Annotated in this window: 20 protein-coding genes; 11 read left to right on the forward strand and 9 right to left on the reverse strand. The window is 69.9% G+C overall.

All coding sequences use genetic code 11. The features are described 5' to 3' along the window. Window positions 1-107: 107 nt before the first annotated feature. On the forward strand, window positions 108-1,484 hold the full coding sequence (gene glmM / locus ABJD39_RS07400) for a phosphoglucosamine mutase (RefSeq protein WP_348613546.1): 1,377 nt from the start codon (window positions 108-110) through the stop codon (window positions 1,482-1,484). Between the two features lie 117 nt (window positions 1,485-1,601). Continuing rightward, window positions 1,602-2,126, forward strand: coding sequence for a GNAT family N-acetyltransferase (locus tag ABJD39_RS07405; RefSeq protein ID WP_348613547.1), 525 nt, complete (start codon window positions 1,602-1,604; stop codon window positions 2,124-2,126). Window positions 2,127-2,149: 23 nt separating this feature from the next. Here the strand turns inward: ABJD39_RS07405 and ABJD39_RS07410 are convergent, their stop codons facing one another. From ABJD39_RS07410 to ABJD39_RS07435, 6 genes are all read right to left on the reverse strand, one after another. Further along, complete coding sequence (locus ABJD39_RS07410; RefSeq protein ID WP_348613548.1) at window positions 2,150-3,349, reverse strand: DUF7118 family protein; 1,200 nt, start codon at window positions 3,347-3,349, stop codon at window positions 2,150-2,152. A 3-nt stretch (window positions 3,350-3,352) separates the two neighbouring features. Beyond that, window positions 3,353-3,748 carry a phosphoribosyl-AMP cyclohydrolase gene (hisI, locus tag ABJD39_RS07415; RefSeq protein WP_348613549.1) on the reverse strand — a complete coding sequence of 132 codons (396 nt, stop codon included), beginning with the start codon at window positions 3,746-3,748 and terminating at the stop codon, window positions 3,353-3,355. A 96-nt stretch (window positions 3,749-3,844) separates the two neighbouring features. Further along, window positions 3,845-4,948 (reverse strand): A24 family peptidase, encoded by a 1,104-nt coding sequence (locus ABJD39_RS07420; RefSeq protein WP_348613550.1) that lies wholly within the window; start codon window positions 4,946-4,948, stop codon window positions 3,845-3,847. Window positions 4,949-5,040: 92 nt separating this feature from the next. Continuing rightward, window positions 5,041-6,753, reverse strand: a complete 1,713-nt coding sequence (locus ABJD39_RS07425; protein WP_348613551.1) for a trypsin-like peptidase domain-containing protein — start codon at window positions 6,751-6,753, stop codon at window positions 5,041-5,043. Window positions 6,754-7,493: 740 nt separating this feature from the next. Then, window positions 7,494-7,883 (reverse strand): ferredoxin Fer, encoded by a 390-nt coding sequence (gene fer / locus ABJD39_RS07430; RefSeq protein WP_348613552.1) that lies wholly within the window; start codon window positions 7,881-7,883, stop codon window positions 7,494-7,496. Between the two features lie 224 nt (window positions 7,884-8,107). Then, entirely contained in the window at window positions 8,108-9,307 is a 1,200-nt protein-coding gene (locus ABJD39_RS07435; protein WP_348613553.1) for an inorganic phosphate transporter, read from the reverse strand. 90 nt (window positions 9,308-9,397) lie between these two features. Here ABJD39_RS07435 and htpX point away from each other — a divergent pair, with 90 nt between their 5' ends. The 9 genes from htpX to ABJD39_RS07480 all read left to right on the forward strand — a co-directional run bounded on the left by htpX (window position 9,398) and on the right by ABJD39_RS07480 (window position 16,562). Continuing rightward, window positions 9,398-10,276 (forward strand): zinc metalloprotease HtpX, encoded by an 879-nt coding sequence (htpX, locus tag ABJD39_RS07440; RefSeq protein ID WP_348613554.1) that lies wholly within the window; start codon window positions 9,398-9,400, stop codon window positions 10,274-10,276. A gap of 94 nt (window positions 10,277-10,370) precedes the next feature. After that, window positions 10,371-10,949, forward strand: a complete 579-nt coding sequence (locus tag ABJD39_RS07445; RefSeq protein ID WP_348613555.1) for an LURP-one-related/scramblase family protein — start codon at window positions 10,371-10,373, stop codon at window positions 10,947-10,949. Window positions 10,950-11,042: 93 nt separating this feature from the next. Continuing rightward, complete coding sequence (pspAB, locus tag ABJD39_RS07450; protein ID WP_348613556.1) at window positions 11,043-11,657, forward strand: PspA-associated protein PspAB; 615 nt, start codon at window positions 11,043-11,045, stop codon at window positions 11,655-11,657. Window positions 11,658-11,825: 168 nt separating this feature from the next. Further along, window positions 11,826-12,857 (forward strand): DNA repair and recombination protein RadA, encoded by a 1,032-nt coding sequence (gene radA / locus ABJD39_RS07455; RefSeq protein ID WP_348613557.1) that lies wholly within the window; start codon window positions 11,826-11,828, stop codon window positions 12,855-12,857. A gap of 85 nt (window positions 12,858-12,942) precedes the next feature. After that, window positions 12,943-13,317, forward strand: coding sequence for a DUF7475 family protein (locus tag ABJD39_RS07460; protein ID WP_348613558.1), 375 nt, complete (start codon window positions 12,943-12,945; stop codon window positions 13,315-13,317). Window positions 13,318-13,323: 6 nt separating this feature from the next. Beyond that, the gene (locus ABJD39_RS07465; protein ID WP_348613559.1) at window positions 13,324-13,878 is read left to right on the forward strand and encodes a metal-dependent hydrolase; all 555 of its coding nucleotides are present in this window, start codon (window positions 13,324-13,326) and stop codon (window positions 13,876-13,878) included. A gap of 150 nt (window positions 13,879-14,028) precedes the next feature. Then, window positions 14,029-14,454, forward strand: a complete 426-nt coding sequence (locus ABJD39_RS07470) for a 6-pyruvoyl trahydropterin synthase family protein (protein ID WP_348613560.1) — start codon at window positions 14,029-14,031, stop codon at window positions 14,452-14,454. Next, entirely contained in the window at window positions 14,447-15,646 is a 1,200-nt protein-coding gene (locus tag ABJD39_RS07475; RefSeq protein WP_348613561.1) for a glycosyltransferase family 4 protein, read from the forward strand. The genes ABJD39_RS07470 and ABJD39_RS07475 overlap by 8 nt, the downstream gene beginning before the upstream one ends. Then, window positions 15,636-16,562 (forward strand): class I SAM-dependent methyltransferase, encoded by a 927-nt coding sequence (locus ABJD39_RS07480; protein ID WP_348613562.1) that lies wholly within the window; start codon window positions 15,636-15,638, stop codon window positions 16,560-16,562. The genes ABJD39_RS07475 and ABJD39_RS07480 overlap by 11 nt, the downstream gene beginning before the upstream one ends. 54 nt (window positions 16,563-16,616) lie before the next feature. Here the strand turns inward: ABJD39_RS07480 and sufU are convergent, their stop codons facing one another. The 3 genes from sufU to ABJD39_RS07495 form a co-directional block, all read right to left on the reverse strand. Further along, a complete protein-coding gene (gene sufU / locus ABJD39_RS07485; RefSeq protein WP_348613727.1) occupies window positions 16,617-17,039 on the reverse strand; it encodes a Fe-S cluster assembly sulfur transfer protein SufU in 423 nt (140 codons plus the stop codon). A 106-nt stretch (window positions 17,040-17,145) separates the two neighbouring features. Next, entirely contained in the window at window positions 17,146-17,511 is a 366-nt protein-coding gene (locus tag ABJD39_RS07490) for a DUF7344 domain-containing protein (RefSeq protein WP_348613563.1), read from the reverse strand. Between the two features lie 181 nt (window positions 17,512-17,692). Further along, window positions 17,693-18,976 (reverse strand): aminotransferase class V-fold PLP-dependent enzyme, encoded by a 1,284-nt coding sequence (locus ABJD39_RS07495; protein ID WP_348613564.1) that lies wholly within the window; start codon window positions 18,974-18,976, stop codon window positions 17,693-17,695. Window positions 18,977-18,995: the final 19 nt, after the last annotated feature.

The following is an 18,995-nucleotide window of genomic DNA, read 5'->3' on the forward strand; positions in this document are numbered from 1 at the left end:
GTGTCACAGACCACCGTGTGTCGCCGTCCGTGTCGGCAGATCGGGGCGAGAGCGCCACGCGCCGGTTCGGAACCACTATCCCGACGGCCGTCGGAGCCACGAACCGAATGAAGGTCTTCGGATCGAGCGGCACCCGCGGGGTCGTCGGCGAGGAGTTCACCCCGGAGTTCGTCTCCCGGGTGGCCGCGGCCGCGGCGGCGACGTGGGACGCCGAGCGCGTCGCCCTCGGCCGCGACACCCGTACCTCGGGGCGGACGTTCGCCGACGCCGCCGCCGCCGGCGTCACCGCAGCCGGGGTCGACGTGGAGCGAGTCGGGGTCGTCCCCACGCCGAGCCTGGTGCGCTACTGCGAGGTCGAATCGGTGCCCGGCGTGATGATCACCGCGTCGCACAACCCCCCGGAGTTCAACGGCGTCAAGCTCGTCGGCGACGACGGGATCGAGCTCCCGGTGAACCGGCTCGAGCTCGTCGAGGACCGCCTCCTCGCGGAGGAGCCGACGACGGTGTCGTGGGACCGGATGGGCGACTCCCGCCGCATTCCCGACGCCAACGACGACTACGTCGCGGAGATGCTCGACGCGATCGACCGCGACGCCGTCGCCGCCGCCGACCTCACGGTCGCGCTCGACCCCGGCCACGGCGCCGGCGCGCTCACCTCGCCCGAGTTCTTCCGCGAACTCGGCTGTGCGGTCGTCACGGTGAACGCCCAGCCGGACGGCCACTTCCCCGGCCGCGACCCCGAGCCCGTCGAGGCGAACCTCGACGACCTCGGGCGGCTCGTGCGCGCGACCGACGCCGACGTGGGGATCGCCCACGACGGCGACGCCGACCGCGCCATCTTCTTCGACGAGACCGGCTCGTACGTCGAGGGTGACGCCTCGCTGGCGGCGCTTGCCGCCCGCGATCTGGGCGAGGGCGACACGACCGTCGCCGCGGTGAACGTCTCCCAGCGCCTCGTGGACGTGTGCGAGGCCGCCGACGCGAACCTCGAACTCACCCCCATCGGCTCGACCAACATCATCACCCGGATCAAGGAACTGTGGCGCGAGGGCGAGTCCGTCCCCATCGCCGGCGAGGGCAACGGCGGGGTCTTCTTCCCCGATTACCGGCTGGTGCGCGACGGCGGGTTCATCGCCGCGAAGTTCCTCGAACTGCTCGCCGAGCGCGATGCCGCCGTCAGCGAGATCATCGCGCCGTACGCCGACTACACGAACGTCCGCGAGAACCTCACGTACGACACCGACGCGGAGTTGGACGCGATGCTCGCGGCCGCCGAGGCGTACGCCGACGCCGCCGACGCCGAGCCCGACACGAAGGACGGGTACCGCCTCGACTACGGCGACGCCTGGGTGCTCGTGCGCCCCTCCGGGACCGAACCCAAGGTGCGTGTGTACGCCGAGTCCGCCGACGCCGACCGCGCGGCCACGCTGGTGCGGGACGTGCGCGAGGCGCTGGAGGACGCGAAGGCCGACGTCGTGGGGTAGCCGACCGACCCTCGCCCTCCGGTCGCGAGCCCATCGGTCGCCCGTTCCTCGACCACCCATCCTCTCTCGGCCGCACACCCCCGAATCCTTTCCTCCTGTCGACCCCGAGACCCGCACATGGACATCGAGGTGCGGCCCGTCGCCTCCCCGACCGAGTTCCGTGCGGCCATGGCCGTCAACCGCGCCGCCTGGCGCGACGCGTACGCCGATATCCTCCCCGACGAGCGACTGGACGCGATGGCGGTCCCCGACGGCGTCGGGCTCCAGGAGCGGTACGACCGCGCGACCGCCGACGGTCGGGCGTTCCTCGTCGCCGTCGACCGACAGCCGGGCGCGGTCGTCGGCTTCGGCGACGCGGTGTGGGACGACGAACGGAAGGCGTTCTGCGAGCGCGACGACGCCGAGATCCGGGCGATCTACGTCGACCCCGACGCGCAGGGCGCGGGCGTCGGCTCGGCGCTGCTGGAGGCCGCGGTCGAGCGCGTCCCCGACGCGTGCTCGCGGCTGGCTCTCGAGACGTTCACCGAGAACCGCGCTGCCCGGGAGTTCTACGAGGCGCGCGGGTTCGAGCGGGTCGGCGCTTCGGCCTTCGAAGTAGGCGAGGAGTCGTACCCGACGGCGGTGTACGCGCGGCCGCTGTAACCGACCACTGTGAACGATCGCGGTTACGAGTCCGCGTCCGCAAGCGCGTCCGTCAGCAGTTCGCGTCGCTCACGCGCCTCGGCCAGCTCGGCGGCCGCCTCGCCCGAGGCGACCCGCTCGAACTCCGCGTCCGACAGCTCCGCCTCCGCCTCGGCGGCGCGGCGGAGCCGCTCGTAGTCGGGGTGGTCGGCGGCCTCGCGCAGCTCGCGGGCGCGGGCGACGGTCTCCTCGGGCGCGAACTTGGCGACGACCGAGACGAGCTCCTCGCGCTGGAACCGGAGCGTCTCGGCGGCCAGCGGCGGCCAGTCGACCGTGAGCGGCGCCGCGGACAGCCGTTCGAGGTACGTCCGGTGCGGTCGAACCCGCGCCGTGAACGTCCCCGAGTCGTCGACGTAGTGGTCGAGCTTGGAGGCGGAGTAGTCGGCGTACTCGAGGAGGTCCGGAAGCGCCGCGCCGTCCGCGGGCGACGAGTCGAGGAACGCGAGCAGCTCCGGCGGCGGCGCGGCGTAGTCGACGAACGGCGTCTCCGCCGCGTCCGCGACGAACGCCAGCAGCTCGCGGGCGGGCGCCTCCCGACGGAAGTCGTCGAACGCGTCGCGGACGGCGTCGTTGTAGGCGGCGATCGGCTCGCGAAGCTCCTCGGTGGGGGCGGTCAGGTCCGCCTCCCCCAACTCGACGAGCCGCTCCAGCTCCGCGATGCGGTCGTCCAGCGCGTCGAGTCGACGTGTGGCGTCGCGTTCGGCGTCGTGGACTGCGGTCTCGGCGGCCTCGCGCTCGGCCAGCCGTCCGGCGAGATCGCGGGCGGGCGAAAGCGCCTCGCGGGCGCGCTGGAAGTCCGACTCCGAGAGCCGGCGGCCGTCGACGGCCTCGTTGGCGCGTTCGAACGCGTCGTGTCCGGGGACGTCCTCGTCGAGGCCCTCGACGACGGCCGCGAACTCGCCCTGGAACTCGACGTACGCCTGGAAGTCGCCCGTCCCGGTCGCCGAGTCGACGTACCGGTCCAGCAGGCGGTCGGCGCGCTGAACCGCGTCGCGGACGGTCGAAAGCGTCGACTCGCCGTGTTCCTCGACGGCCGCCTCGGCGTCGGCACGGCGCTCACGCGCCTCACGGAGCGTCGCTGCGAGCGCGGCCGCGTCGCGCTCGGCGTCCGGGAGCGGGTCCGGCGTCGCGTTCGGCTCGGAGGTCGCGTTCGGCTTGGGGGCCGCGTCGGCGTCGCGTGCCATCCGTTACTCGTACACCGCGTCGGGGTCGAACACGCGCTCGCCGACGTGCTCGCCGTCGACCGTGCGGTGGAAACACGAGCGGTGCCCGGTGTGACACGCGCCGCCGGTCTGGTCGACCAGATACAGGAGGGTGTCGGCGTCACAGTCGACGCGGATCTCACGGATCTCTTGGGTGTGTCCGCTGGTGGCGCCTTTCTCCCACAGTTCGTCCCGGGAACGGGAGTAGTAGTGTGCACGGCCGGTCTCGCGCGTGCGGGCGAGCGCCTCCTGGTTCACATACGCGAGCATCAACACCTCGCCGGAGTCCGCGTCCTGCGCGACGGCGGGGATGAGCCCGTCGTCTCCGAAGTCGACCGCGATCCGGTCGTCGGGTTCGGCATCGGGCGTGGGATCACTCATCGATCCGAACGTCGGGGCTGCGGCGAATAGGTCTTGTGCGTGGCGGGCGCGACCTCGGCCCCGCGGCGGGTCGGGGACAGAGGAGTCTCGGCGAGGTCAGACCAGCCCGAGCGCCCCGAGCGCGACCGTGAGCACGTCGCCGTACGTCAACGCGAGCACGAGCCCCCCGAACAGCGGCACGAGGAACGGGAGCCCGGGAGACACCCACAGCGCCTCCTCGGCGGCGACGCGGTCCAGCCCCTCACGGAGCGTATCGGGCGTCGTGCCGTAGGCAGTTCCCTCGATGTCGTCGAGGAACCGCTCGGCGGCCCACGGGTCGTCGACGTCGCCGGCGGCGGCGTCCGCGTCGACTCCGGCATCGGCGTTCGGGTCGCCGGCGGCGTCATCGGCCGTCGCGTCCGACTCGGGGAACTCGAACCCGCCGTCGTCGACGCCCCCGTCCGTCCGGGGTCCGTCATGGACCGCGCCGTCGGTCGGCGGGTGCCTCTCGCCGACTGACGCCGGATCGCGGTGTGTCTCGGGATCCGCACGGACGGCCGCGAGCGTGGTGCCGCGCCACCGGAGGTACATCCGGAGCGCGTCGAGGTCGAGGCCCCGCTGCGGGCGGAGCCCATCGGCGCGGATGAGTTGGCCGTGCACGTCCGGGAGGTCCTCGACCGCGGTCCAGCGGCCGACGAACATCGCCGACGAGATCCGGCCGGCGGCGACGTTCGACACGAACAGCAGGGCGACGTAGCCGGCGCCGAACAGCACCGCGTTCGTCAGCGCCGACATCGCCGTGACGCCCAGCGCCGAGGGGTGAACGGGGAAGCCGACGGTGTGAAGCCACGTCACGTCCGGCAGGATCGACAGCGGGACGACGTATCCGGGGGTGGTCGGGAACGCGACCGCGAGCACGACGAGCGCTTTCATGTCGGCGCCGCCGAAGGCGGCCAGCCGATAGGCGAGTACCGAGAAGGGGATCAAAAAGAGGATCGAGAACCCGACCCGGACGAGGAACACCCGGCCGGCGTAGCCGTCGAACGGGTACGCGCCGGCCCCCTCCACGACGAGCGCGAGCGCGCCGATCGCGAGCAGCGGGAGCCAGAGGGAACTCGCGACGCGGCGGGTCCGGATGTCGCGGTAGGCGGCCCACGCGAACCCCGGGAGGACGAGGAGCCGGAGGAGGTCGGCCGCGGTGGCGACGCCGAGCACGGTCATACGGGGTCGCACGCGGCCGGGTAGTTAGGCGTTGCCGTCCGGATCTCGCTCGTGAAAGCGGCACGGACGGACGGGGGGACGGGGAGAACGGGTCAGCGGCCGGGGAGCCACTCGGCGAGCGAGGCGGGGGAACCGTCTCCGTCGCCGCCGTCGCCGCCACCGTTACCGCCGCGGCCGCCACCACCGCCGCCGTCGCCGCCGTTACCGCCACCGTCACCGCCGGTCCCCGGAAATCCCTGCACCGATAGCGACCCGAGGAGCCGCGAGAGCGCCTCCTCGTCTCGGTCGTCGACGAGTTGGACTTGCCCGTACACCATGAACGACCGGTCGCCGGTGAGCGCCGCGAAGTTCACCAGGGATGCGCCCTCGGGACAGCCCTCGAGGCGCTCGACGCTCCCGGCGAATTGGGCGTTGGTGTAGTCGCTCCGCGACGGCGTCCCGCAGACGTTCGTCGACAGCCCCTCGAGCACCGCGTTCGTGTCAGTTCCACGCCTGTCGGTGGCCACGATGAACGCCCCCGGCACCGTCCACGTCTGAGTGAACCCGTCCACGTCGGGCGAAGCCGCCAGGAACGGGCCGTCCGCCAGGTCGCCGTCGCGGACGTCCGTCCACTCGGTCGGCAGCTCCGCGCTGATCGTCCCCGCGGCGTTCGACACCGGCACGAAGGTGTACGCGCCGCCGGGCGCCTGTCCCTCGACGACCGACAGCGGCTCGCCCCGGACGCGGCCCTCCAGGACGACGCTGCTTCCGTCGATCTGCTCGCGGTGCACCTGGATCGTAAACCGCCCGGCCGCATTGCTGAACATGAGCGAACAGTAGGCGCTCTTCGTCGGGAACTGCTCGTCCGAGGCCGGGGTGACCGCCAGCGTACCGTTGATCCGGAGGATGCGGTCGCCCGGCTCGAGCCCGACGTCGAACGCCGGCGAGTCGTTGTTCACCGAGACCACGTGGATCGCCCGGTCGACGCCGCCAGCGGTCATCGGCGTCGGCGTCTCGACGGCGACGCCGTTGATCCCGAACCAGTCGGGGGCGTCGGCCTGTCGGAGCGTGTCGAGTTCCGCGACGATATCCGCGGCCCCGACCGCCAGGTTCACGTTGTACAGGGAACTGCCGGCGTAGTTCATGCCCACCACCTGCCCCTGATCGTCGACGAGCGGCCCGCCGGAGCTGCCGGGCGCGATACCTGCGGAGTGGCTCAGCACGGTCGAGACGGACGCCCAATCGGTGTTCCCGTCGAGACCCGTCGCCGAGATCCGTCCGAACGTCGTCGACAGCGGCAACCCCAGGGGGAACCCGTGGGCGGTGACGGGAGTCCCAGGTGCGACCGGCTCGTTCCGGAACGAGAGCGTCGAGAACCCGGCGCCTTGGAGCTGCACGACCGCGAGATCGGAGCAGTCCGAGCGGCCGATGACGCGGGCGCGGTATGCCCGCTGTCGGTCCTCGCCGACGTACGCCGTGATGCTGTCCGCGCCGTTCACGACGTGGTTCGCCGTCAGCACGACGCCGTCGGGAGAAATGAGGAACCCCGACCCGCCGCCGCTGCGGACGTCCACCTGACCGATGTCGGGAAAGTTGAAGTCGCCGGTGACATCCAGCCGAACCGTCGCCGCGCGTGCGTCCGCGACGGAGTCCTGCTGCTGGGTTCCGCCCGATCCCTCTTGGCCGTCCTGCTGCTGGGTTCCGCGCGATCCCTCTTGGCCGAGCGCGGTCCCGCTCGCGCCCGTCGCGAGAACGCCGACCGCGCCGAGCGTCTTCAGCGCAGTCCGCCGCGAGACGACCTGTCGGCCGGGGTCGTCTGATCCCACTCCCTCGGACGCCGACTCGACGGCGGCCGCCGATCCCCGTCGACGCGTCCGAAGTGTGATCGAGTCGGTGTTCTCAGGTACGTCCCGCCGCTTTCCGGCCGTTCGAGTGTGTCTCATCGCAGATATTCTGGTGGCGGGCCCGACTCTTTGTTATGGAATCCTGACGACACGGTGGTGTCGGGTAGGGTCGCCCGATCGGCCCTAGGTCGACGTTCGACGTCGGGAGCCCCGATTACCAGATCCTACCGCCGGCTTCGTTCGGCCTACCGGCACACCAGGCTCCGAGCACGCAGTCGGCCGCTCCACTGTCGAAACGTCGGGGTCGTGGAGATACGTGTGAGCCAGTCACGTGGAGAATGGATCCGCGACGCCTGGGGCGGCGTCCGAGCCCTCCGCTACCGGCTCCAGTACCGGGACAACCGATCGTATTCAGTTCCGGACCGCCGATCGCGCTTCGGGAGCGCGACGGCGGTCTCTGTGCCGTTCGAACGGCCGGTCCGACCGGCGTTCCGGCGACTCACGCGGTTCACCTCCCCCTCACCACGCACTTACGGCTGGCGAGGGAACTCGGGCCGGGATAGCGCGGGTCCCTCCGGGAACGGAGTACGATCGATCTCCGACGTGTCCGTCCGTCCGGCGTACGGATCGGTGACGTACTCGAGACTGGACTGTCGAAAAAAACGAAGGAGGTTGCATGTCGCGAACGCGTCGCCGCGTGCCCGTACGCGGGCACTCGAGCCTCAGATGACGCGGTTCTGGAGGTAGTCGAGGTGCTTCGCGTTGTAGACGATCCGGACCTCGTCGGTCTCCGGCGAGCCGATGCAGGTCAGGCGGACGTTCTTCTCCTCGACTTCCTCGTCCGAGAGGATCTGCTGCATGTCCATGCTGATCTCGCCCTCCCGCACGATGGCCGCACAGTTCGCACACGCGCCGGCGCGGCACGAGAAGGGCCAGTCGTAGCCCTGCGCCTCGGCGGCCTCGAGGATGTATTCGCCCTGATTGACCTCGAGTTCACCGTAGTCCTCCCCGTCCAACCCGGCGTCGGCCGCGTTGTCGAAGAGGTCGTCGTCGTCCATCTCCCAGCCGTTGTCGTCAAGTACTTCGTAGTTAAGGTATTCGACCGTGGGCATCTCGTTCCGTAATTCGCCGGCCGCACCATTAGTTGTTGCTATCTCGTAGAGCACAACCGCGTCAGACGGCTTTAGGCCGGCCAAAACAACCGCTCTGCGGATCTGAGAGGACCCCGCCGACACGATCGGCCGAGTCTCGCCACGTCGGAGGAGCACAGCGACCCGACACCGAGCCCAGTCACGGGAAAAACGGGTCACGAGAAGGCGAGTCATCGAAAGGCGAATCACAGGGGAACGACCGCGAACAGCGCGTACGAGCAGATAAACGAGACCGTGGGCGTGAAGATCCAAAACGAGACGACGCGACCGGTCGTACCGGGGTCGAACAGGTCCTCGGCGAGCAGTTCGCCCCCGTGTTCCTCGCCCATCCGCGGGACGCCGTCGGCGGCGTCGGGGCGGTCGGCCGCGAGCGCGTCGACGGACACCTCGGGGCGCTGCGCGTCCACCTGCTCTCGGTCGCCGCCGATCGTGCCGCCGACCGCGCCGCTGACGGCGTCGCCGAGTGTCGTCGTCCGGGTCGCCCGCCCCCAACCGAGCCCCACGATCGACATCGTCGCCGAGACGGCCAGCGACGCCGGGATCCCGATCGCCGAGAGGAACGTGATGAGGCTCGCCGCGACCACCTCGACGATGAGCGCCGCCAACAGCGGGAGGTCGGTGAGGTCGTTTCCGACGGTATCGAGCGTCCGGCGGGCGATGGTGAACGCGCCGACGGCGATCGCCGCGCTCGCGAGCACCACGCCCTGGCTCGCCGTCACCGAGCCGTTGCCCACCAGCGGCGCGACCGCGTTGGCGACGTTGGAGGCCCCCGCCGAGAACGCCATGTAGCAGGCGATGACGACCACGCCGGCCGTGCCGACGACCTCCCGGCCGGTCGCGCCGGGCGCGATCGTGGGTCGCACGCCGTCGAACGCGACGACGCCGCCGGTCGACCGGTCGAGCGCGAAGGCGGCGTCGAGATGCGGATAGAAGTACCGACCGACGACCGCGCAGATCCAGAAGGCGACGACGGGGGCGACGAGCCACCAGCCGACGATCCGCAACATGACATCGGCGTTGAGCGTCCCCGTCGCCGCGCCGAGGCCCGCGATGGCGCCGACGGCCGTCATCGACGTCGAGGCGGGGACGCCGAACGTGTTGGAGATCAGCAGCGCCAGCCCGACGAAGAAGAGCACGCCGACGCTCGCAGCGAGCGTGAACGCCGACGACGGGACGATCTCCCCGCCCATCGTGTCGATGACGTTGCGACCGACCGTCCACCCGCCGGCGAGCGCGAACGCGGACATGAGCGCCGCCGCGGCCGTCTTCGAGAGCGTGCCGCTGCCGACCGCGGGGCCGAACGAGACGCCCGTCGACGAGCCGCCGATGTTGAAGCCGACGAACACCGCGACGACCACGCCGACGGCCAGGAGTGCCTCGACCACACGCACGCACTCCCGCCATCGACCCATAAGTCCGGTCGATCCCTGCCGGTCCGCGACAGCGTTTAAACCATGGGTCCGATACTACGGGGTATGGAATGGAAGACAGACTGGGGCCTGCGGGGCCGGATGGTCCTGACAGGGTTCCTGCTGTTCGCCCTCTACATCGTGTTCATCGCGGTGTTGTCGGAGTTCGCGGGGTTGTTCTGGATGGTCGTCGTGATGGGCCTCTTCTCGCTGGGACAGTTCTTCTTCAGCGACAAGCTCGCGCTGTACTCGATGGGCGCGAAGGAGGTGTCCGAACAGGAGTATCCGGAACTGCACCGGAAGATCACCCGCCTCTCCCAACAGGCGGACCTCCCGAAGCCGACGGTCGCGGTCGCGGACACGCGCGTCCCGAACGCCTTCGCCGCCGGGCGCTCACAGAAGAACTCGACCGTCTGCGTGACGACCGGACTGCTTCGCACGCTCGACGACGAGGAGCTGGAGGGGGTGCTCGCCCACGAGCTGGCGCACGTCAAGAACCGCGACGTGATGGTGATGACCATCGCGTCGTTCCTCTCGACGCTGGCGTTCATCGTCGTGCGCTGGGGCTGGCTCTTCGGCGGCGGGGGCGACCGCGGCGGCGGCAACCAGGCGCCGGTCATCGTCGCCATCGTCGTCTCGCTGGTCGTGTGGGTGATCTCGTTCATGCTCATCCGCCTGCTGTCGCGCTATCGCGAGTTCGCGGCCGACCGCGGCGGCGCGGCGATCACGGGGAAGCCGGGCGCGCTCGCCTCCGCGCTGGTCACCATCGACAGCGGCATGGACCGCGTCCCGAAGGAGGACCTCCGCGACACCGCGGAGATGAACGCCTTCTTCGTCATCCCGATCAGGTCCGGGTTCGTCGGGAAGCTGTTCTCGACGCACCCGAGCACCGAGAAGCGCGTCGAGCGGCTCCAGGACCTGGAACGCGAGTTCGAGACCGCCTGAGCGGGGCCTCACCCTCCGACTCCTGAACGGTCCTCGCCGGACGACCCGTCCCGCCGGTGTGAAGCTTGAAATACGGTTCCGCGGAAGGGACCGTATGAGCGACCGCACGTACGACATCTCCGGGATCGAACTCACCGACGACACCTACACCGTCGTCCAGAGCCTCGTGCGCAACAAGTACCGAGCGGAGGACTCGGCGGGGAACGTCGTGTTGCGCGGAAAACAGAAGATGCTGAAGCTGAAAGAGCAGTTCCCGTTCGTCGACGCCGACGGAACCGAGGTGTTCTCGGTGAAGGCGGCGGGGATGCTCGACGTCGCCGGCAACTACGTCCTCACCGACTCCCGGACCGGCGAGGATCTGGTGATCCTCGACAACGACTACTCGATCCTCCAGGACACGTGGACGATCCGCGACGCCGACACGGAGGCGGCACTCGCGAGGATCGACTCCCGCGGCGCCATGGCGACGGTCGCACGGAACGTCCTCCCGTTCGGTCACTGGATCCCGCACCGTTACGAGATCACCGACGCGAACGGCGCCCACGTCGGCACGATCGCGGGGAAGTTCTCCCTGGCGGACACCTACGAGATCACCATCGACGACGCCGGCGGCGTGCCGAAGGAGGCGGTCGTCGCCGCCGCGATGGTGATCGACGCGATCCAGGGGAACTGACGACGCCGGCGATGTGACGGTGTCGACCCAGGAGCGACCGCCCGCGCGAGCGACGGCTTGAACACGGCTCCCCACGGAGTACCGACAGCGCCAATGGGGATTCTCGACACACTCAGATCCGTGCTCGGCTCGCGCGCGGAGGCCGACGCCGTCAGCGACGCCGACCCCGAGGACCTGTTCGGCATGAGCACCGCCTACGTCACGATGGAGGCGGATCTCGGCTTCCGGTCGGTCGACGAGGCGGCGCTGTGCTTCTCGTCGGTCGACTCCACCGACTTCGCCGACACCGTCGACTCCGTGGAGGCGATCCTCGACGCCGGCGCCGAGGAGACGGGGACGACGTTCCGCCGCCGCGAGGACGACCACGGCTACCACTGGGTCGTCCTCACCGACGACGATCCCGAGGACCTCGTCACAACCGTCCACTTCGCGGCCGACGAGTTCGTCGAGCGGGGGTACGGCTCGCGGCTGCTGGCGGCGGTGTTCGGCTTCGCCGACGAGCGTGACCCCGACCGCCACGCCTACTGGATCTACTCGTTCCGCCGCGGCGCGTACTACCCGTTCGCGCCGACGGGGACCAGCAGTCGGGACAACAAGACCGAGTTCAAGCTGGAGTCGGTGCTGGACGGGGAGCTCGGCGTCGAATCCGACAAGGAATACTGGTACCCCCTGTGGCCGGACAGCCCGAACGGCCACCCCTGGGGCTAGATCCCGCGAACACGACAGTTACGCCGAACGCGGCCCCGTCGACGACCGCCCCATCCCTTCTGAATCTTCGCACACCGATCGTGAGTGAGTGGTTCACGTACCGCGATTTCACTTTCACTTTGGTGTTAACGAGGGTTTATGGGGGGAGCCGAGCAAGGAGGAGATACGATGGCAGAAGACGATCTCCAAGAACTCCCCGGCGTCGGCCCCGCGACCGCAGACAAACTTGTCGACGCAGGCTTCGACAGCTATCAGAGCATCGCGGTCGCGAGCCCCGCCGAACTGGGCAACACGGCCGACATCGGCGACTCGACGGCGAACGACATCATCCAGGGCGCCCGCGAGGCGGCCGACGTCGGCGGCTTCGAGTCCGGCGCGCAGGTGCTCGAACGACGCGAGGAGATCGGCAAGCTCTCGTGGCAGATCGACGAGGTCGACGACCTCCTGGGCGGCGGGATGGAGACGCAGTCGATCACCGAGGTGTACGGCGAGTTCGGCGCCGGCAAGTCGCAGGTGACCCACCAGATGGCCGTGAACGTCCAGCTCTCCCGCGACGACGGCGGACTGGAGGGATCGGCCATCTTCGTCGACTCCGAGGACACGTTCCGGCCCGAGCGGATCGACGACATGGTCCGCGGGCTGGACGACGAGATCATCGAGCGCGAGTTCGAGCGCCGCGAGATCGAGGGATCGCCCGGCAACGACGACGACATGCGCACGCTGGTCGAAGATTTCCTCGACCACATCCACGTCGCGAAGGCGTTCAACTCCAACCACCAGATCCTGCTGGCCGAGAAGGCGAAAGAACTCGCCAGCGAGGCCGAGGACACCGACTGGCCCGTCCGGATGCTCACCGTCGACTCGCTCACCGCCCACTTCCGCGCCGAGTACGTCGGCCGGGGCGAACTCGCCGAGCGCCAACAGAAGCTCAACAAGCACCTCCACGACCTGATGCGCATCGGCGACCTCTACAACTGCGTCGTGCTCGTCACGAACCAGGTCGCCTCCAACCCCGACTCGTACTTCGGCGACCCGACCCAGCCGATCGGCGGCAACATCCTCGGCCACACCTCGACGTTCCGGATCTACCTCCGCAAGTCGAAGGGCGACAAGCGGATCGTGCGACTCGTGGACGCCCCGAACCTGGCGGACGGCGAGGCCGTGATGCGCGTGCAGGACGGCGGACTCAAGCCCGAGTAAGCCGTTCACCCTCGTTCCAGAAGGGGAGTACCGCGTGGCCAGATCCGTGAGAGTTTTTAACACGATTCCCGCCCTCGGTACAGGTATGAGCACCGAAACGGCGTCCGAGGGGTTCGCCCTCCACACGGAGACGATGACCGGGCTACACTGGCTCGGGGTCGCGCTCGCGGCGATCACCGGCGCCATCCACCTGTGGCTCGCGTACGCGTTCAGTTCGGAGACCGGGATGGCCGTCGCGTTCCTGATCGCGGGAGTCGGCTTTCTCGGCGGCGTGGCGGCGGTGCTGTTCAACTACCGTCGCCGCCTGTTCTACGTGCTCGGGATCCCGTTCACCGCCGGGCAGATCCCGCTGTGGTACGTCGCGAACGCCCCCGACTTCGGGGCGACCGGGATCGCGGACAAGGTCGTGCAGGTGGCTCTCATCGTCGTCCTCGTCGTGCTCTACAGACGCGAGTCGTAGGCCGTGATGGCGTTCACGCACGCCCTGTCGGGCGCAGTGCTGGCAGCTCCCGTGGTCGCGGTCGCGCCCGAGTTGGCCGCTCCGGCCGCAGTCGCGGGGATCGTCGGCGGACTCCTCCCGGATCTCGACCTGTTCGTCGGACGCCATCGGCGGACACTCCACTTCCCCGTGTTGGGGTGGGCACTGGCGCTCCCGGCGATCGGCATCGCCGCGGTCGCTCCGACGGCTGCGACCGTCGCGGCGGCCGTGGGGACCGCGTCGTTCGCCGTCCACGCTGGAACCGACGCCCTCGGCGCAGGCGACGAGATCCGGCCGTGGGAACGCACCTCCGCGGAGGCGGTCTACGATCACCTCCGCGGTCGGTGGATCCGGCCGCGCTACTGGATCCGGTACGACGGCGCCCCCGAGGACGTCGTCGCCACCGCTGTGCTCGCGACCCCGGTCGTGGCGTTCTACCCCGCGCCGCTGCCGGCAGTGGCGGCCGCCTGCGTCGTCCTCGGCGTTGCGTACGCCGCCGTCCGTCGTCGCCTTCCGCCGATCGTCGAGGAGTTCGTCGGGTGAACGTCGTACGCCGTCGCCGGACGCCTACGACACGTTTAGGGTGGCGGAGTCGCTGTGATCGCTCGTCAGATCGACGGACGCGACGCGGAGCGCGCTCGTCCCGACGCGACGGGGCGTCCCCGACCGCGGTCGTCCCGCCCGCCCCAACACATGACATACCGAACGACCGTCACGCGGCAGTTCGTCGCACAGCACTACCTCACTGTCCCGGATCCCGGCCCCGAGGGCGATCTTCACTCGCACGTCTTCTCCGTGGAGGCTACCTTCGCCGGCCCGTCGCTCACCGAGTACGACTACCTCGTCGACATCGACGACGTGCGCGCGGCGCTGGACGAGGCCGAGTCGCGCTACCGCGACGCGACGCTGAACGACCTGCCCGAGTTCGAGGGGTACAACCCCAGCGTCGAGCGGTTCGCGCGCGTCCTCCACGACCGTCTCGCGCCGGCCGCCGCGGGCGACTCCGCCGAGTCGCTGCGCGTGACCGTCTGGGAGGACGACGAGGCCGCCGCCGGCTACGAGGGGCCGATCGCCGGCGCCGACGCCGTCGCCGCGGACGACGCCGACACCGATGGCTGAGCCCGAGGCGCCGGCGGGACCGACCGCGCCCGTCGACGGCGACAGCGGCGGCGACCGCGACGGCGAGCGTGACGGCCCTGCCGGCGACAGTCTCGCGGCCGCGCTCGTCGTCCCCGGCGACCCCGCGACCACCTCCGGCGGCTTCCGGTACGACCGGCGCCTCGTCGCCGGCCTCCGCGCGACCGGCGCATCGGTCCGGGTGTTCTCGGTGCCGTGGCGCCGCTACCCCCTCGGCGTCCTCGATGCACCGGGGCTCGCGACCGGGATACCGGCGGGCCTGCGAGACGCCGACGTGGTCGTCGTCGACGAACTCGCCCATCCGAGCACGTGGGGGCTCGTCCGCCGACTCCGTCGCGGAGGCACGCCCGTCGTCGCGCTGGTGCACCACCTTCGACACGCCGAGGGAGGTCGACTCACGCCGATCGCAACGCGGCTGGAACGACTCTTCCTGCGCGGGTGTTCGGCCGCCGTCTGCGTGAGCGAGGCGACCGAGCGCGACGTGACGGCCCTCGTCGACGGCATTCCCACCCACGTCGCACGCCCGCCGGCCGACCAGTTCGAACCCGAGGTCACCGCGGCCGACGTGGATCGGCGCGCCCACGAGTCCCCGTTCCGCGTCGTCTCGCTCGGGTCGCTCGTCCCGCGGAAGGGACACCCGACGCTGCTGCGGGCGCTCGCGGGATTCGATTCGGACGGCACGAGCGGGGGTGACGCCGGCCCGGTCCCGGACTGGCGACTCGCCGTCGTCGGCCCCGAACCGGATCCGGACTACGCCCGCACGGTGCGCGCGCTCGCGGCCGACCTCGGTGTCGCCGACCGCGTGTCGTTCCGCGGGAAGCTGTCGACGGCCGACCTCGCGAACGTCCTCCGGGAGTCGCACGTCCTCGCGGTCCCCTCCGAGTACGAGGGGTTCGGGATGGCGTACTTGGAGGGGATGGGCTTCGGCCTCCCGGCGGTCGCCTCCGCCGCCGGGGGTGCGTCCTCGGTCGTCGCCGACGGCGAGAACGGCTTCCTCGTCGACCCCGGCGACGTTGCGGGCGTCCGAGAGGCGCTCGGCGCGCTCGCGGACGACCGCGACCGGCTGGCGAGGATGGGACAGGCGGCGCTCCGGCGGTTCGACGCCCACCCCGACTGGGAGGACACCGTCGCCGGCGTCCGCGGCTTCCTCGCGGAGGTTGTCGATGAAGGGTGACGACGTGGCGTATCTGGAGGCGGCGCGGACGGTCGACGCGCGCGCCCACAGCGAGGCCGCGACCGACGCGTTCCGGGCGGCGTTGGGGCGGCCGACGCTCCGGGCGGACGAGGAGCCGGGTTCGGTGGACGGGATCCGCGTGTTCGAAGCCGGCGCCGGCACCTGCGGGATGCTTCGACGTCTGCTCGCCGACCGCGTGCTGCCGGCGGGCGAGTGGGTCGCCGTCGACACCGACGAGCGGGTGCTGTCGGCCGGACGAGAGCGGCTGCACGAGGAGGCACGCGAGGCGGGGTACGGAGTCGAACCCGAGGGGCCGAAGCTCCTGCTCGACCAGCCCGACGGGGACGCGACGCTTCGCGTCCGGTTCGCGGTCGACGACGCTCGCGAGGTCGCTGACGACCTCGGGGGCGACTTCGACGGCGTGGTCGCGCGGTCGTTCGCGGATCTGTTGGCGCCCGAGGAAGTGCTCGCGCTCCTCCGTACGGCCGCCCCGAACGGCTGGTATCACCTGCCGCTTACCTTCGACGGCGAGACGCGGTTCGCGCCCGAGCACCCGGCCGACGACGCCGTGATCGACGCCTTCCACGGGACGATGCGCAACCGCGGGCGGGCGGCGACGCTGCTCGCCGAGCGGTTCCGGGAGGCCGGGACGCCGCCGGCGGTCGACGCGCGCGCGGACTGGGTCGTCGGCGGGGCCGCCGATGGGGCGGGGGAGCGGGGAGGCACCGCCTACCCGGGCGACGAGGCGACGTTCCTGCGGATCGTCCTCGACACCGTCGTCGCGTCCGTGCGCGAGTCGGGGACGGTGCCGGCGGCGACGCTGTCGGCGTGGACGGAAACGAGAACCGCGCAGTTGGAACGGGGAGCACTCGGCTACGTCGCCGTGAACCGCGATCTGTTCGGACGGGTTCCGTGAATCGTCGGCGGAGCGAACGGGGGGGACGAACGAACGGGGACCCGCGAGTCGGCGTCAGTCCTCGGTTTTGGTGATGTCGAGGTCGTCGATCTCGCCCTCGTGCAGCTTCGCGCCGTCCTGCGCGACCTGCCGGGCGAGCACGGCGCACTTGATCCGCATCGGGGAGATGTCGACGCCGAGCATCTCCGTGATGTCGTCGGTGTCCATCGCCTGCAACTCGTCGAGGCTCATCCCCTGCAGGCGCTCGGACAGCATCGACGCCGATGCCTGCGAGATGGCGCAGCCGTCGCCCGAGAACGCGACGTACTCGATCGTCTCGCCGTCGTCCTCCAGCCGGACGTCGACGGTGATCGTGTCGCCGCAGGAGGGGTTCTCGCCGGTGTGGGAGAACGTGGCGTCGTCGAGTTCGCCGTGGTTCCGTGGGTTCTTGTAGTGGTCGAGGATCTGCTGGCGATACATGTCGGAGCCGCCGCCAATGCCCATTGTTGGCGGGAATTGGCGAGTGCGCCGGTTAAGAGTTCTGGGGAGATCGGGGGGCCATCGCGGTCGCTATGTGAGAGACGAACAGCCAAAATCTGGTTGGCTATAATCGGGTGATGAGATCGTGGACGTCGATATCCGTCGATGGCTGTTCCAGGCCGTTCGCTATCGAGAGGATGATGTCGACCTCGCTGGAGGTGTCTGTGATGCGAACCTGCCGGTTCTCACGGTCGTACTCGATGCTGTCCGCCTCCGCTATCTTCGGGAGATGTGTGTGATTCAACGTCAGAACGACGTGCTCGAACGTCTCGTCGGGTATCTCCGCTTCGGAGGGATCGCGTTCCCACTCGCTGATCGTCCGGGCGAGCTGCTCGATGGCGACCGGCCCGTCCTGTTGATGTAGGTAGTAGAGCGCGTACCGTCGACGTTCCTCACTCAGGAGTCGAAATACCTCGTCTAATGGACTCACATCGCCTCTCTAGCGGTTGGCGAATAAATACATCTCGCCGATCCACCGGAGGAACCGAAGCGAAGAACGCCGGCTGACGCCGACTGCACCGTTTGTACCGGTCAGTCGGACGGTCGTTCATGCCGGGCGGTTGTTCCCCGGCAGCGATCTGGACCGTATCGCGGGCCGTCGAGCCCGATCGCTACGCGAACAGCTGTCGCGCGTCGTCGACCGCCTCGACCAGCGTGTCGATCTCCTCGCGCGTGTTGTAGATGTAGAAACTCGCGCGGGCGCTGGCGGCGATCCCGAGTTTGTCGTGGAGCGGCTGGGTGCAGTGGTCGCCGGCGCGGACCGCGACGGCGTGGTCGTTGAGGATGCTGGAGAGGTCGTGGGCGTGGACGCCGTCGAGGTTGAACGCCACGAGCCCCGCGCGGTCGTCGCCCGGCGGCCCGTAGATGTCCACGTCGTCCTGCTCGGTGAGCCGATCGTAGGCGTACTCCGCGAGCAGTTGCTCGTGGGCGTGGACGTTCTCCATCCCGAGATCTTCCAAGTAGTCGATCGCCGCGTGGAGAGCGATCCCCTGCGCGATGACGGGCGTGCCGGCCTCGAACTTCCACGGGAGGTTCTCCCACTCGGAGTCCTCGAAGGTGACCTTCCGGATCATCTCCCCCCCGTAGAGGTACGGCTCCATCCCCTCCAACAGGTGCTCCTTCCCGTACAACACGCCGATCCCGGTGGGGCCGCACATCTTGTGCCCCGAGAACGCGAAGAAGTCCGCGTCGATCTCGGCCACGTCGACGGGCATGTGCGGCACCGACTGTGCGCCGTCGACGAAGATCAGTCCGTCGTGGTCGTGGACGAGATCCGCGAGTTCGCGGACGGGGTTCACCGTGCCGAGGGTGTTCGAGACGTGGACGACGTTCGCCATCGCGGTGTCGTCGTCGACGAGTTCGCGGGCGTGGTCCATGTCGAGGCGGCCGTCCCCGTCGACGCGGATGAACCGCACGTCAGCGCCGGTTCTCTTGCCGATCTGCTGCCAGGTTACCAGCGACGCGTGGTGCTCCATCTCGGTGAGGACGACGTTGTCCTCGGGCCCGAGTTCGTTGAGCCCCCACGCGTAGGCGACGAGGTTCTCCGCCTCGGTGGTGTTCTTCGTGAAGACGACCTCCTCGCGTCCCTCGGCACCGATGAACTCGGCGACGCGGTCGTGAGCGTTCTCGTAGGCGACCGACGCCTCCTGGCTCAGGTGGTGGATGCCGCGGTGGACGTTGGAGTTGTACGAGCGGTAGTAGTCCGCGATCGTGTCGACGACCTGGTCGGGCGTGTGACTCGTTGCCGCGTTGTCGAGGTAGACGAGCGGCTTCGTGTCCCCCTCGTCCTCGCCGGGGACCGTCACGTCGCCGCCGACCTTCCGCTGGAGGATGGGGAAATCGGCGCGGACGGCCTCGATATCGAGCGGGTACGGTTCCTGCTCAGGCGCTTCCATTACCGGAGATGAGGGGTCG

The sequence above is a fragment of the Halobaculum rarum genome (assembly GCF_040025155.1).
In the GTDB taxonomy this organism is placed as follows: domain Archaea; phylum Halobacteriota; class Halobacteria; order Halobacteriales; family Haloferacaceae; genus Halobaculum; species Halobaculum rarum.